This is a genomic window from Coleofasciculus sp. LEGE 07092 (assembly GCF_015207375.1).
Lineage (GTDB): Bacteria > Cyanobacteriota > Cyanobacteriia > Cyanobacteriales > Coleofasciculaceae > LEGE-07092.
In genome coordinates, this window is the sequence record NZ_JADEWY010000146.1 from 1 (window position 1) to 15,216 (window position 15,216).

Annotated in this window: 12 protein-coding genes; 10 read left to right on the top strand and 2 right to left on the bottom strand. The window is 47.5% G+C overall.

Features of this window, described 5'->3' with window-relative positions:
- Positions 1-111: 111 nt before the first annotated feature.
- The 9 genes from tnpA to IQ257_RS25295 all read left to right on the top strand — a co-directional run bounded on the left by tnpA (position 112) and on the right by IQ257_RS25295 (position 9,409).
- Complete coding sequence (tnpA, locus tag IQ257_RS25255; protein ID WP_193882699.1) at positions 112-537, top strand: IS200/IS605 family transposase; 426 nt, start codon at positions 112-114, stop codon at positions 535-537.
- A 162-nt stretch (positions 538-699) separates the two neighbouring features.
- On the top strand, positions 700-1,194 hold the full coding sequence (locus IQ257_RS25260) for a hypothetical protein (protein WP_193879226.1): 495 nt from the start codon (positions 700-702) through the stop codon (positions 1,192-1,194).
- Positions 1,195-1,252: 58 nt separating this feature from the next.
- Complete coding sequence (locus IQ257_RS25265; protein WP_193879229.1) at positions 1,253-2,074, top strand: squalene/phytoene synthase family protein; 822 nt, start codon at positions 1,253-1,255, stop codon at positions 2,072-2,074.
- Positions 2,075-2,330: 256 nt separating this feature from the next.
- On the top strand, positions 2,331-4,109 hold the full coding sequence (locus tag IQ257_RS25270; RefSeq protein ID WP_228061017.1) for an ArnT family glycosyltransferase: 1,779 nt from the start codon (positions 2,331-2,333) through the stop codon (positions 4,107-4,109).
- 75 nt (positions 4,110-4,184) lie between these two features.
- Complete coding sequence (gene minC, locus IQ257_RS25275) at positions 4,185-4,976, top strand: septum site-determining protein MinC (protein ID WP_193879234.1); 792 nt, start codon at positions 4,185-4,187, stop codon at positions 4,974-4,976.
- Positions 4,973-5,770, top strand: a complete 798-nt coding sequence (minD, locus tag IQ257_RS25280) for a septum site-determining protein MinD (protein ID WP_193879237.1) — start codon at positions 4,973-4,975, stop codon at positions 5,768-5,770. The genes minC and minD overlap by 4 nt, the downstream gene beginning before the upstream one ends.
- A gap of 74 nt (positions 5,771-5,844) precedes the next feature.
- Entirely contained in the window at positions 5,845-6,162 is a 318-nt protein-coding gene (minE, locus tag IQ257_RS25285; RefSeq protein ID WP_193879240.1) for a cell division topological specificity factor MinE, read from the top strand.
- 245 nt (positions 6,163-6,407) lie between these two features.
- Positions 6,408-8,186, top strand: coding sequence for a serine/threonine protein kinase (locus IQ257_RS25290; protein ID WP_193879243.1), 1,779 nt, complete (start codon positions 6,408-6,410; stop codon positions 8,184-8,186).
- Between the two features lie 116 nt (positions 8,187-8,302).
- A complete protein-coding gene (locus IQ257_RS25295) occupies positions 8,303-9,409 on the top strand; it encodes a TRAP transporter substrate-binding protein (protein WP_193879246.1) in 1,107 nt (368 codons plus the stop codon).
- 164 nt (positions 9,410-9,573) lie between these two features.
- Here the strand turns inward: IQ257_RS25295 and IQ257_RS25300 are convergent, their stop codons facing one another.
- Positions 9,574-11,496 (bottom strand): serine/threonine-protein kinase, encoded by a 1,923-nt coding sequence (locus tag IQ257_RS25300; RefSeq protein ID WP_193879249.1) that lies wholly within the window; start codon positions 11,494-11,496, stop codon positions 9,574-9,576.
- A 234-nt stretch (positions 11,497-11,730) separates the two neighbouring features.
- Positions 11,731-12,513, bottom strand: coding sequence for a PEP-CTERM sorting domain-containing protein (locus tag IQ257_RS25305; protein ID WP_193879252.1), 783 nt, complete (start codon positions 12,511-12,513; stop codon positions 11,731-11,733).
- A gap of 641 nt (positions 12,514-13,154) precedes the next feature.
- Between IQ257_RS25305 and IQ257_RS25310 the strand changes: the two genes are divergently transcribed.
- Positions 13,155-15,113, top strand: coding sequence for an alpha/beta hydrolase family protein (locus IQ257_RS25310; protein ID WP_193879254.1), 1,959 nt, complete (start codon positions 13,155-13,157; stop codon positions 15,111-15,113).
- Positions 15,114-15,216: the final 103 nt, after the last annotated feature.

The window sequence follows — 15,216 nt, forward strand, 5'->3', positions numbered from 1 at the left end:
GTGCTTTTTGCCATATAACTGGAATTGACTGATGTTGAACGCTAAAACTAATTGACATCGACCTTTTGATTAAATTAGCCTGAAAAGGAAACAATGTCAACAAGCAGAAAAATGGCGTCAACAACAGCGAGTTTAGCTGACAGAAAATATCGTAGATACCCTCACAGTATAGGTTGTGCCACGGTACACCTTTGTTGGATACCTAAGCGCAGGCGCTCCGTGCTAATAGGGGAGGTAAAAAGTGACCTTTACAAAATACTGAATGATGTTGCCGTAGAGAAGGGATGGTTCATCAAGGCACTAGAGATAGCACCAGACCATGTTCACTTGCTAGTCGAATACGATACCGACCACTCGATAGCGCAAGTTGTAAAAGCATTTAAGGGACGCTCGTCCTACTTGCTAAGAGGAAAGTATCCCCACCTAAAAAGAATGCCCTCCATGTGGACGAGGGGGTATTTCCACGACACCACAGGCAAGGTGTCAACAGCCGTGATTCTGGCTTACATTAATGACCCACATCACAGCAACAAGTAGTCGGCAAATAAATTTGCCGTGCCGCCTTTCCGCCCCCGTTTACAAAACGGGAGCTACCACGCTACCGCTTATTGATGGTGTATATTAAGATACCACCTTTGCTCAAACCCCTTACCATTATTTCACGATAGTGTTACCCTACAATCAGTTCGTGAAGCTATCATGCAGCAAACCCTAACCACTAAATTAAAACTAGAAGTCACTCAGGAGCAAAAAGAACAGCTCCGGGTGACTTCTTTGGCATATAGGGACGCGCTAAATTACACCTCCGGTGTCGCCTTTGAGATGGGTAAAATCTACAACGGCACCAAGATCCAGAAGGAAGTTTATTACACGCTGCCAGAGCAGTTTAAACTTCCCTCACAGATGGCTTGTAACGTTCCTCGACAAGTTGGGGCAACATACAAGTCATCGCGCACAAAACTAAAGCGGAACGAGGAGCTAGGAATGTTGCACTTAGAGTGCTGCTCTCTCGGCAAGACTGGGAGAGTACGGGGCGTTTTTCAGCCGTCCCTAGCACTGAGCGAAGCCGAAGTGCCGATGTGTCGTCGGATGAAGGTAAAGCCGAACGCCTTTCGAGGTATTCGGAACTGCGCTCTTTCGATAGATACAATCCCCAACTTCAACGAAGCAGAGCCTTATGGCGAAGCGGAGTAAGTTGGGGTAGTTGAAGAGCGGTATGCTAAAGCCCTAGTTTAGGTGAGGAGGTGAATGGATGAATTCGTGTAAAGATGCACTAAAAGTGCTCAAAGAAACCAGTCGGACGTTTTACATCCCTATTAGTCGTTTGCCATCGAAACTACAGGAAGCTGTGGCATCTGCTTATCTGTGTATGCGTGCCATTGATGAAATCGAGGATCATCCAGGATTAGATAATCCAACCAAGGCAAAGTTGTTACGGGCAATTAGCCTAAGCTTACAGGCAGCCGTTGAGAACTTCACTGTTGAAGACTTTTCGATAGATTGGGGTACGAATCAGACTCGGCTTGAGGAAGTCACGGTTCGGCTAGGAGAATGGGCAATACTACCACCTGCAACAATTGCTCCTCGGGTTTGGGATGCGACAGCGGCAATGGCAGACCGAATGGCATACTGGGCAGACAGAAATTGGGAAATTCAGACCGAAGCTGACTTAAACCGCTACACCTTTGGAGTAGCCGGTGCAGTGGGCTTGTTACTCTCCGATTTGTGGGCGTGGTACGATGGCACTCAAACCAACCGCCTTCAGGGAATTGGGTTTGGTCGAGGTTTGCAAGCCGTTAACATTCTTCGCAATCGTAGCGACGATTTAACGCGAGGGATAGACTTCTTCCCAGACGGTTGGAGTGTTGATGAGATGCATCCGTATTCTCGTCGCAATCTAGCCCTTGCCGATGCCTACACCAATGCCCTTCCTCCCGGACCTGCACTAGACTTTTGCAGAATTCCCCTAGCTCTGGCTCATGGTACTCTGAATGCTCTTGCACTCGGCAAAGAGAAACTCAGCCGCAGTGAGGTTCTTTCACTCATCGAAGGGGTAGTACCTGTAAGTGGGTGAACTTGAGAAAATAGTCTGGTTAACCAGACTGAGGATAACTGTTAGAAGCTTCTAACAATCATCCCTAAACTGTCCTAGTGGGGAGGGGGGAGTGGGAATTTCTGTTAATTACCTTAGCGACAGCAACTTGTTATAACATCTAGTATTTACGTCGCTGCTTCTGATGTAGATGTATGCCCATCAACTAAAAACTACCTCATCCTCCCTAGCCCTCCATTGGACTGACCTTGTTACGTTAGTCTCAGGACTACTCATTTTGACATTTGGTCTGGGAAACTATGCATTTTATGAGCCTCACGAAGGGCACTTTGGAGGTGTTGCTTACGAAATGCTACTACGGGGCGATTGGATCACCCCCACCTTGAACGGTTCGCCCTATCTAAACAAACCGCCACTGCTATACTGGCTGATTGCCACGAGTAATTCCCTGTTTGGGGTGACAGAATACACGGCGCGATTACCATTAGCTTTAACTGGTTGGATGGGAGCAGTGGTGGCTTGGAAGTGGGCGCGAGAGCTATGGAATCCTCCGGCAGGACGGGCGGCTGCACTGATGCTGTGTACTGCTTTGGGATGGTTCTTATTCACCCATCAGCTTTTGATTGATGTGTTGCTGGCAACGCTGTTGTTAGCCATCTATTACTGTTTATGGCGGTTGTCGTGGGAGCCACAGTGTTGGCGCTATTTCTTTTCCCTGTATTTACTTTTGGGGTTGTGCCTGCTGTCAAAGGGATTATTGGGGCTGGTGTTTCCTGTCCTGGGTTGTTTGGGTTTAGCATTAAGCCGCCGGAATTGGGCAATTTTTCAGGAAATACGCCCCGTTTTGGGAGTGGGGGTAATGCTAGCTGTAGTCTTGCCGTGGGTTATTGCCGTGGAACGAGCTAATCCAGGCTTTCTTCACTATTTTCTAGTTAACGAACATTTCAAGCGAATCGCTGATGTTCGCTGGCCCCCCGATTATGACGTTTCTAAAGTGAGTGCGTGGGGTTATTTAGCGATCGCAGCAGTTTGGTGTGCGCCTTGGACGTTACTGCTACCAGGTGCTATCCGTTCGGCGTGGCAGGATTGGATGCAAGGACGCAGAGGTAAGGCACTGCCTTCAGCCCAACATCGCAGTGAGGGGATAATCCTATTAGCGATTGCTGGGGCTTGTCCTATTCTCCTCTTTCTGCCTCTATCTTCTCGCTTAGTGTACTATAGTATACCAGCCGTTCCGCCCCTTATTGTATTGTGCGCGGGTTGGTGGTCGCGCTGCCAGGAATATTCGTACCATAAAGAGCGCGTGGCAATCGGGATTCTGTTGTGTATATTAGGCGTGGGAGTTGGTAGTGGGGCGTTATGGCTCCCTAGTCTAGTTGAGAAACTACCCCAACTTCCTTCTACAGTGGGTTCTCTGATTGTAGCGATCGCTCTAGCCTTGGGGTTGGGACTGCTAGGGGGTGGAAGCTTACTGCTGGCAAACCGTCCAACTCTATCCCTGGTTGGTCTATTTGTTGGTTTAGCGATCGCCTGTATCACGATAACTTACGGTTTTACTGCCTACCAATACATCCGTTCTTCAAAAGCACTAATACAAGCGGCAAACTCCTGCCTAGGGCTAACAACTCTATGGACGTTTGAGGGCTCGCGGGAGTTGGGAGCTGCTGGCGCGATGAGCTACTATTTGAACCTCAATAACAATGACAAGCTTGCAGAAATTCCTGGAATGACTCAGGATTCCAGACTACCTGTGGGTTGGGCTAGAGGCAAAAACGATACAGCTTATCGCATCGTTATGGTTCTTCTAGATGGCGGTTCCAATCGCATTCCGCCTAGTTTTCCCGGTTCCCGTGCCGATTATGCACTGACGAAACAGGAGTTGCAGGAGTATTGGGATAGTCTGCGTCCAGTGGTTTTCGTAACGGACTTTCTGCGTCAACCGAATGATCCTAGGGACCCACCAGAGCTTAATCTGCCGGATAATGCAGGGGAACCCTTGTTAGTAATTGGTTCCAGAAAGCTTTACGGTAATACTGCGGCTAGGGAAAGAATATAGCAAGTCAATACCATTGCTCATAAGGTACGATGTCGATTAGATTAGTCGGTTTGCCGACCGTTAACCTTTTGTTGCATGACTTCTGATCCTGCCGAACAATCATCCGTGTCAACTGTTACCCCAAGCAACTCAGCAGTAGATTGCCACGTCCAAGTCCGCTTGAAACGGGAAGGGGAACGGTTGCTGTTAATCTTGCCACCGACTGTAGAAATGCCCGGTGCTGCCAGTTGGTCTGACCTCTGGGAACAGCTTAAACATCGTCTCAATGCAGGCGATCGCTTTTGGCAAGCTCAATCAACCGTGCATTTAATGGCGAGTGACCAACTGTTGGATGGACTGAAGTTACAAGCGATCGCTGATGCATTGAGTGAGGTGCAGTTACAACTATCACGGGTTTACACAAGCAGGCGACAAACAGCAGTTGCGGCTGCCACTGCTGGTTACTCGGTAGAACAACAATCTCCGACTTATTCTTTAAATCAAACCCCGACTCAATCCACCGATTTGCTGGCAGAGCCATTATACTTGCAAATGACTGTGCGTTCGGGGGTTGAGATTCGGCATCCTGGTACTATTGTTATATTAGGAGACTTAAATCCGGGGGGCGCAGTAATTGCAGCAGGAGATATTCTCATCTGGGGAAGTCTGCGGGGAATTGCTCATGCTGGGGCTAGTGGCAATCGGTCTTGTCGAATTATGGCACTCAAAATGGAGCCAACTCAGCTTCGGATTGCTGATGCTGTAGCGAGAGCACCGGAGACGCCACCCACTCAGTTTCATCCTGAAGTAGCTTACGTGACGCTGGAAGGTATTCGTATTGCCAGAGCTACTGATTTTTCTAAGACCCACTTGTCGTTGAATTCATGAGTCGTATTATTGTTGTCACCTCCGGTAAAGGAGGGGTGGGTAAAACTACTGTGACTGCTAACTTGGGAGTGGCGATCGCGAAATTGGGTCGTAAAGTCGCACTCGTTGATGCCGATTTTGGTCTGAGAAACTTAGATTTGCTGCTCGGACTGGAAAATCGAGTGGTTTACACAGCGATTGAGGTCTTGGCGGGTCAATGCCGCTTAGATCAGGCGTTAGTTAGAGACAAGCGACAGGACGGACTCGTATTACTGCCGGCTGCCCAAACCCGTAATAAGGAAGCGGTTAGCCGCGACCAAATGAAAAAGCTGATCACTCTGTTAGCCGAAAAGTACGATTACGTTTTGATTGACAGCCCAGCCGGAATTGAAATGGGCTTTCAAAACGCGATCGCAGCAGCTTCAGAATCTCTAATTGTCACAACCCCAGAAATTGCCGCCGTGCGGGATGCTGACCGAGTAGTCGGATTATTAGAAGCCCAAGGGATCAAGCGCATTAATCTCATTGTCAACCGCCTCAAGCCAGCAATGGTACAAGCCGATCAGATGATGTCGGTTCAGGATGTCCAAGAAATTCTCGCCATCCCCCTAATTGGGGTTGTTCCTGACGATGAGCGGGTAATTGTCTCCAGCAATCGGGGCGAACCCTTAGCCTTCTCAGAAAACCTCTCCCTGCCTGGAATCACCATTCAAAACATCGCTCGGCGCTTGGAAGGTGACAGAATTCCTTTTCTTGACCTGATGGCAGAACACGACAACCTGATTAACCGCATCCGCCGTATGTTCCGCAGTTAAGATGTGGTTGTGAACTATCAACCCTGTCATCCTTCTTGCCTGTCCCGTTGTGAATCACCATCCCTGTAAGCCCCATGATTAGCGAACTTCTAGAACGACTTTTTTCCTGGACGAGTGCCAGCAACAGTCGGGCGGAAGTCAAGCGCCGCCTCCAAGTCGTGATTGCCCATGATCGTGCTGACCTCACTCCAGAGATGTTGGAGTCAATGCGCAAGGAAATCTTGGAGGTTGTTTCCCGATACGTTGAAATTGACCCAGATGGGTCGGAGTTCTCCCTAGAAAGCAGTCAACGGGCAACAGCGCTGATTGCGAACCTTCCTATCCGCCGGGTTAAGGAAGAATCCTCATTGTCTAAGGAAGAATCCCCATTGTCTTCTGTAGAACAACCTTGAGAAAAGGTTGGCAGAAATATAGAGGAATAGGGAGTAGGGAATAGGCTTTTGCCGTGAGCGTCAGCGTTCGACACTTCGAGAAGCCTCAGTGAACACTGAGCGTCTCCGCCTAAGACCTGTCGAAGGGTCACGCCGAAGTCCGAACGGGAGTAGGGAGTAGGGAGTAAAAAACTGGTGGGAAATTTTCGCGGCACTGATCTAGCTGGATTCTGTAGAATCGAGGGGCATCGTGTATCGTGGTAGTTGTGTCCCAGTCAGTTACTCAATCGGTTCACTGTATTAATCCCGATTGCCCCCGTCCCTTTCCTCAACCTTGGGGCAATAAGTTTTGTAGCGGCTGTGGAGCAGTACTCCAGCTCAACAATCGCTACGTTCCCCTCCAGCGGTTGGGAGTAGGGGGATTTGCGGCTATCTATACCGTTTGGGATTTGCAGGAGCAGACCGAAAAGGTACTGAAAGTGTTGGTGGAAATGTCGCCTAAGGCGTTGCAACTGTTTGAGCAAGAAGCTGCCGTTTTGGTAAGCCTCAAGCATCCAGGGGTTCCAAAGGTGGAGCCAAATAGTTATTTTTTGGTAAATCTGGGCAATCCTCCCGAGCGCTTGCTCCCCTGTCTGGTGATGGAAAAAATTAACGGTCAGACGTTGCAGGACGTACTGAACGACTATCCTGAGGGATGTCCGGAGAACTCAGTACTCGATTGGATCTACCAAGCCGCAGAAATTTTACAAGAGTTACATTATTTAGGGATTATTCACCGCGACCTTAAGCCCTCGAATTTGATGCTACGGGAGGGAACGGGTCAGTTGGTGGCGATTGATTTTGGGGGAGCCAAACAAATTGGCTCTATGCCTGTCAAGTTTCAGAGTCATTCGACGCGGTTGATTTCTCCGGGTTACAGTCCGCCCGAGCAGATTGTAGGTGAAGCAGTCGGACCTGCGGCGGATTTTTATGCACTGGGTCGGACAATGATTCAGTTGCTGGCGGGTCAAGATTTAGCCGATTTAGAAGACCCGCAAACCGGCGAGTTTCGCTGGCGTAATCACGTGGCAGTGAGTCCGACATTGGCTGACTTGCTTGATGAAATGGTACGCCTTGACCCCCAACAGCGACCTACTACAGCGGCTGACATTCAGCAGCGTTTAGTTCCCTATTCTCGAGCCAGACGGCAGTTTGCTTCACCAGCACCCTCGTTCTCGCAAGCCCTAACGAAAGCGACAGAAACAGCAAAGGAAGTATCGACGGGTGCGATCGCAACTTGTGGTCAAGGTATCACGGGTTTAGTTCGTTTCGTGTTTCGGTTAGTTACCAGTATTGTCCTTGCCTGTTTAGATACTACTTGGGAGATGGCACTCGGGGGAATCGGTGCAGCACTGGGGGCAGCGGCTGGATTTGCCTTGATTAACTGGACAGTAGTCGGCGATCGCTTTGCAGCATTGCTCTCGTTACACTGGTCGCAGATTCTGCCAGAAATTCCCATCGTCGTGTGGCGCGAACTGCTGTTATTTGCTTGTGCTGGCTTGGGTACGGCTTGGGGTTTAACAGAAGCTGGAGGTTTTGGTCAGAAAAAGCGGCGGCTGATTGCGGGAATAACGGGCATTCTCGGCTACAGCCTTGGCTGGTTTATTTGGCAAGTATCGGTGTCTTCTGTGCCAGCCGTGGGGTTGAAAGGGTTGTGGTTGGTTTGGAAGGCATCGGTGTCTTATAAAACAGCAGATGGGTTGCTGGCTATGGTGACTGCCGTTACAGTTGCTTTCATGGTACTAGGGTTGGGATTGCCTAGTCATTACTTGGTTCATGGGTTGGTGGCAGCAGCAGGAACCAGTGCTGTCTTTGGGGGGTTGGTTTGGTTGCAGGTATTGCCTCCCGATGATCTGGTTCATATTTTTTCTTTTTCCACTGCCACTGTGTCAGATTTCATCTATAGTGTGGCTTTTTTTGGCTTGTTAGGTGTTACCGTAGGGTTCTGGCTGGGAGTCAGTTATTACCTATTAGTTCCTGTATTGCGCTGGTTCGGCTGGCGGTAAGCTGTGGGAGCCAAGGTTTATTAAGTTAAGTTTTTTAAAGATTATGCAACTAATTCTCGAACAAATTATAGTACAACCTGGTCAGCAACTACGACAAAATTTAAAGATAAACACTCATGAAACGCAGACAATTTGTAGGGAATGCTGTTATCGGTGCAAGCAGTGCTACTGTTTTGGGCGCTTGTAGCCCAGCTAGAGCGCCAGTGGCTCAAACCGCTGACCAACCAATTGTTCGGTGGCGGATGGCAACAAGCTGGCCCAATTCTTTAGAAACTATCTTTGGGGGGGCGAAAAGAGTCTGCGAACGGGTGAGTGAAATGACACAAGGGCGTTTTACCATTACGCCGTTTGCTGCGGGTGAAATTGTTCCAGGTTTGCAGGTTCTGGATGCGGTGCAAGCGGGAACGGTTCAGTGCGGACACACCGCTAGCTATTATTACATCGGTAAAAATCCAGCCCTCGCGTTTGGAACCACTGTTCCTTTTGGGTTAAATGCCCAACAGCAAAATGCATGGCTGTACTATGGTGGTGGTTTAGAGGCTATGCAAAAGCTTTATTCTGACTTCGGAGTGATTAACTTTCCGGCTGGAAACTCTGGTGCTCAGATGGGAGGCTGGTTCAAGCGTGAAATCAAGTCCGTTGCTGATCTTAACGGTTTAAAGATGCGTATTCCTGGCTTGGGTGGAGAAGTAATGTCCCGTTTGGGGGTGAATGTTCAAGTGTTACCCGGTGGTGAGATTTACCTAGCGCTGGATAGGGGAGCTGTTGATGCAGCCGAATGGGTGGGTCCTTACGATGATGAGAAGTTGGGTTTGAATAAGGCAGCGCAGTTTTATTACTATCCGGGTTGGTGGGAACCTGGATCGACTTTTGAGGTGCAGGTTAATCAATCAGAGTGGGAAAAATTGCCGAAGGAGTATCAGGAAATCTTTAAAAATGCAGCGATAGATTCCAATATCAATATGCTGGCTCAGTACGATGCGTTGAATCGGGAAGCTTTAGGACGGTTGGTTGCCAAGGGGGTGAAGCTAACTCCCTATTCTCCAGAGATTATGCAGGCGGCTCAAAAGACATCCTTTGAGTTGTACGAGGAGAATGCTGGAAAAGATAAGACGTTCAAAGACATTTATGAACAGTGGAAAAGTTTTCGCAATCAAGTTTATCAGTGGAATAAAATTAATGAACTGAGTTTTGCTAATTTTGTGGTAAGTAGCGGTAGTTAACCCTGATTAACGAAAGTCTCAAAACCAGCACTGTAAAACATTTTGAAACGAGTCCCTATCAAACACTTGATCTAGAATGGCAGGGAATGCTTTCGGATTATGTAATATTTACGTGTTACATTTACAACCTGGGGATTCTCAACAAGTCGAAAAATAAGGGTTCCCTAGCCCCGAACCTCCCAAATCTGGATAGTTTTATCCATACTGCCACTCACCAGGGTTTGCCCATCCCGACTGAATGCCAGAGCGTAAACTTCCCAAGCATGACCTTTAAGGGTAGCAAATACCTGCCGTTCCGTTAAATGCCAAACTTTGATGGTTTTATCCATACTGCCACTGGCTAAAATTTCCCCATCTGGACTGAATGCCACAGTACGAACTCTCTCAGTATGACCCTTAAGAATACCAACTTCCCGCCTCTCTTGCAGGTGCCACAGTTTGATTGTCCCATCACTTTTGCCACCAGCAAGAATTTGCCCATCCAGACTGAATGCCACTGAGCAAAAAAAACCCAGACGCAACAGCAAGCCGTCACCAAAGGTATAGAGTTCTTCTCCAGTACTCAACTGCCATAATTTAACAGTTCCATCCCCACTGACACTGGCAAGTATCTGTCCGTTGGGGCTGATAGCTACTGCATTGATAGAGCTAGTATGAGCTTTGAGCGTATACAGTTCCCTACCTTGTTCTAACTGCCAAAGTTTAATCGTTCCATCACTGCTACCACTCGCTAAAATCTCACCATCTGGATGAATTGCCAGGGAACTAATCCACTTAGTATGACCCTGAAGGGTACGAATTTCTTGCCCATTACTCACCTGCCAAATCTTGATCGTTTGGTCATAGCTGCCACTAACAAGGGTTTGTCCATCTGGGCAAAAAACAACCGAATTAACCCTCTCGACATGACCGTTGAGTGTAGATAATTCTTGCCTATCCTGCAACTGCCATAATTTTATCGTTTGGTCAGCGCTGCTGCTGGCAAGTATCTGTCCGTCGGGACTAATAGCGACTGACTCCACCGAACCGAAATGTCCTTTGAGAGTATCTACCTTTATCCAGTTGAGGGATTTTTTAACCGTTGGGGAAGAGGGTAATAGTACCGTCGTTGCTTCTGTTGCATCTGGCGGTAAAGGGGTAACAGACTGAACAGGCATTGTTAAGACAATAGGCTGCCGATGCAAGTCGTCGAGAACTTCTGCTGCGGATTGATAGCGTCTGTTAGTTGCATTTTGGAGTAGTTTATCTAAAATACGCTCTAATTCATGAGTAATTGAATTCGTTGCTAAATAATATCGCCACACCCAGGCATCTTCACCTGTATCAAAGAGCTTCAGGGGAGAAATTTGAGTGAGTAGATGAATGCACGTCACTCCCAAGCTGTACAAATCACTGGCAAAAACCGCTTTTCCTTTTGCTTGTTCAGGGGCGATGTATTCTGGAGTACCAATAGAGGTGCCGGTTTTGAGTAAGGCAGAACCCATTGCATATTTGGCAGCACCAAAATCAACTAAAACCAGTTGTTCTGAATGTTCTGATTCCGGGAACGAGTTATCTCCATTCTCTTTTCTCCGACGAATAATATTTTCGGGTTTAATATCCCGATGAATAATATTGCGAGAGTGGATAAACTCCAACACCGGTAGCAAATTATGCAGTAAGTCTCGAATCTGAGGCTCTCGAAACGCCCCTTCTACTGCCATCACTTGGGCTAAATTTTGTCCGTCAATAAACTCCTGCACTAAATATTGGCGGTTATCTTGGGTAAAATGAGCCAGGAGTTCCGGAATCTGGGGATGTTTGCCCAATTCATCGAGGCGCACCGCTTCTTGTTCAAAAAGTGATGCAGCTTTCTGAACGTTATTAGTGCCTTGGGATTGAGGAAAAAACTGCTTAATTACACAGGGCGGTTTGGAAGGTTTATCCTCATCGACTGCCAGGAAGGTTCGACCAAATCCTCCTTGTCCAATAAGTGTTAGGCTGCGGTAACGCTCTTTGAGTAACAGCTTCGTGCCACAACTTCGGCAAAATAGAGTATCGTCTGGGTTATCAGGGCGATCGCAATAGGGGTTCAAGCAATAGCTCATTGGGCAGGTTATGGGCGCATTTGTTTTCTATTGTGCCTTTCCGTTCAGTTGCAGGTGGGGTAGCTGTTTGATTACGATGTTACAAAATTACAAAAACTGTAGCCTACTCGATTGGTAAGTGGTAACTAATTTAATGATTCACAAAAAAATCCGCCCTACCAACTGGGTGGTTGACGGCGGGAGGATTCCAGCTACTGAGTTGTCAGATTTGTTGTATGTAGCTTAGATTAAGATTTAGGCTTTCTTGGCAAAGTGCCGTTTCAGCATTGCACCGATGCTCAATGAGCCAATTGCAAGCAGACCAGCCATTGTACCAGGTTCGGGTGTTTTTTCAGTTTGAGAGAACTCTTGAATCAGAATTGAAAACTCTGCCCTTTCCCCATTTGTACCTCGGAGCTGAATATCCTTGAGTACACGTATTTTTTTGACGGGTTCAAACTCTGCCCAATCGACAGTTTTATTTTCACTAGCGGACAATTTTGCAAGGACAGCACCGGAGATTGGATCGCTAATATCCTCAATAATGGATATTGTCCCGGTATCATTCCCCACGATTTTGAGATGAGCATCCTTAATATACTGATCTGAATCCTCAACAACATGTACGTCAAATCCAAAGGCAAGATCGTACACCCAACCTGGATCAGCTCGCCAATCATCGTTTAGAAACAGACCAATACCACTTGCTAGATTAATTTGATTTTCACTAGGACCAACCGTGACTTGCGAGGGAAAGAGCGGACTTACTGGGCGATCTGCTGGAGGTAGATTGACAATATCATCACAGGTTAGATTTCCAGGTCCGGCGCAAGCCGTCTGAAAGACGAAATCGTGAAAAATTTTATCATCAACCTGGAACGCATTGTTAGTTCCTATGAGTTTATCTAGTGAGATTGGTGTAGTGAATATTGTTGCCCCTGGTTGAAGCGTAAACGCCTCAGCCGGACTCGCACCAACTCCCAAAACAGCAGTAGCGCTAACGGCACAAGCGACAGCGAATGCACTTTGACGGTTCATACTAAAAGTCTCCCAGTTTTTGTAAAGTTGACAAAACTTAAAGGAATTAGTTAGTATAAGCCAGTAAGAAGAATACTAAATCTTAATAAACTGGCGGCTAGAGACAGGGTTTAAAAACCTGGATATTGCAGTATCAAGGTTTACAGTTTTCCATTAAGACAAGTGGAAACCCTGTCTCAATGTCCGCCTTATTTCTGTCTCTAGGTAGATACTAACTCTTGAGTTGTTCTGTGACTTTACACTCAATCGTGTGGGATTGGAAAGAGGTTTTCCGAAGATTTACTGAATCTTTATAAAAAAACGATTTTCTTCATCAAAGCTTCATAAAGCTTAGTGTATAGTAGAGTGTATTTTATAACATCAAGATCCAGCCAGCTTGGTCTCTAGAACGGCGATAAAGCGCTGTATTTGAATCACAACCCAAAAACGATCGCTCGCTCAAAGCTTTAGCATAACTAATTTCTGCCTACCTTATCGATATTGTTGGTAAGATTGAAGGTAGTACCGTAAATATACGGAGTCTGGAGTAAGGGCAGCAGTGATATCCATAACAAGTCCTTACGGAGCAAACTATTTCAAAATTCAACTAAGAATTTGTACTCAGTCTGTCATAGTTGAGTGAAGTTCCTAGAAGAATACTTATGGCACAACCCCAAATTTCCCCCTACGGTTCCTGGAAATCTCCCATTACCGCTGACCTAATTGTGGCTGGCACGATTGCGTTAGGTGGTATTGCTCTCGATGGTGAGGATACCTACTGGATTGAAGGGCGACCCCAGGAAGCCGGACGAAATGTTATTGTACGACGAACACCCGATGGCAAGATAACCGACGTAACGCCATCTCCCTTCAATGTTCGCAGCCGTGCTCACGAATACGGTGGCGGTGCTTTTACCATAAAAAATAGCACTGTTTACTTCTCGAACTTTGCCGACCAACGCCTCTACCAACAAACCCCCGACTCCGAACCGCAACCCCTAACCCCAGAAGCTAAGTGTTCTTATGCCGATGCTGTAATTGACTCGCAACGGCAACGGCTTCTCTGTGTGCGCGAAGATTACACTCAAGAAGGGCGCGAACCCGTAAACACGTTGGTTAGCATTAATCTCGACAAGGGTGACGATATCCAAGTTATCGCCTCTGGGAGTGACTTCTACTCCTCGCCGCGCCTGAGTCTTGATAACTCGCAACTAGCATGGCTGAGTTGGAATCATCCTAATATGCCGTGGGATAGCACACAACTCTGGGTTGCTCCGATTCAGGCAGATGGGACGTTGGGTGAAGCAATATGTGTTGCTGGTGGGGTGAATGAATCAATTTTTCAGCCGGAGTGGTCGCCGGATGGTATATTATACTTTATTTCAGACCGGACAGGATGGTGGAATCTCTACTGCTGGCAATCAGGAGAGATAGAACCCCTGTTGGAAAGGACAGCAGAATTTGGTCTGCCACAGTGGGTATTTGGGATGTCTACCTATGGGGTGGAACCTTCGACTTCGCTCAGGTTCCACCCGGCTAATCGCCTCATCTGCACTTACACTCAAGAGGGCGACTGGCATTTAGGGAGTCTCAACCTTCAAACTAAACAATTTGAGGAAATCGAAACCCCTTACACTACTATTTCATCAGTGCAGGTTGCAGAAGGTCGAGTAGCATTTATTGGGGGTTCGGCAACAGAACCAACGGCTGTGGTGCAGATGGACTTGGCAACCCGAGAGATAGAAGTATTGCGCCAATCGACTGAATTGGAGATTGATAAAGGATATCTATCTACACCGCAAGCGATCGCATTTCCGACTGAAAATGGTCTGACTGCCTATGGTATCTTCTATCCACCGCAAAATAAAGATTACCAAGCGCCTGCTGGAGAGAAGCCACCGCTCATTGTTAAAAGTCACGGAGGTCCAACGGCATCGACTTCGAGTACTTTTAACTTAAAGATTCAATATTGGACGAGTCGTGGCTTTGCCTTCTTTGATGTTAACTACGGGGGTAGTACCGGTTACGGGCGAGAGTATCGCCAGCGACTTAAGGAGCGGTGGGGTATTGTGGATGTGGATGATTGTGCTAACGGTGCGAAGTACCTCGCCCAGCAAGGATTGGTAGATGAGGAACGTTTAGCGATCGCTGGAGGTAGTGCAGGGGGTTATACTACCCTAGCCGCCCTCACCTTTCGAGATGTCTTTAAGGCAGGTGCGAGTTACTACGGTGTCAGCGATTTAGAGATATTGGCAAGGGATACTCATAAGTTTGAGTCTCGCTACCTAGATGGGTTGGTTGGTTCTTACCCGGAACGCCAAGATATTTATAAAGAGCGATCGCCTATTCATTTTACTGACCAACTTTCCTGTCCTGTCATTTTCTTTCAAGGACTAGAAGATAAAGTTGTACCCCCGAACCAAGCCGAAATGATGGTAAACGCCTTGAAAGCCAAGGGGTTGCCCGTGGCGTATGTCACCTATGAGGGAGAACAGCACGGGTTCCGCCGTGCCGAGACTATCAAGCGTACCTTAGAGGCGGAGTTGTATTTCTATTCTCGGATTTTCGGTTTTGAGTTGGCAGAACCTGTAGAACCTGTTGCGATCGAGAATTTTAGTTGAATGGGGAATAGGGAGTGGGGAGTGGGAAGATGGGGAAGATGGACAACAAGTCAATTTATCCCCTGCTCCTCTGCTCCTCTGCTCCTCTGCTCCTCTGCTCCCC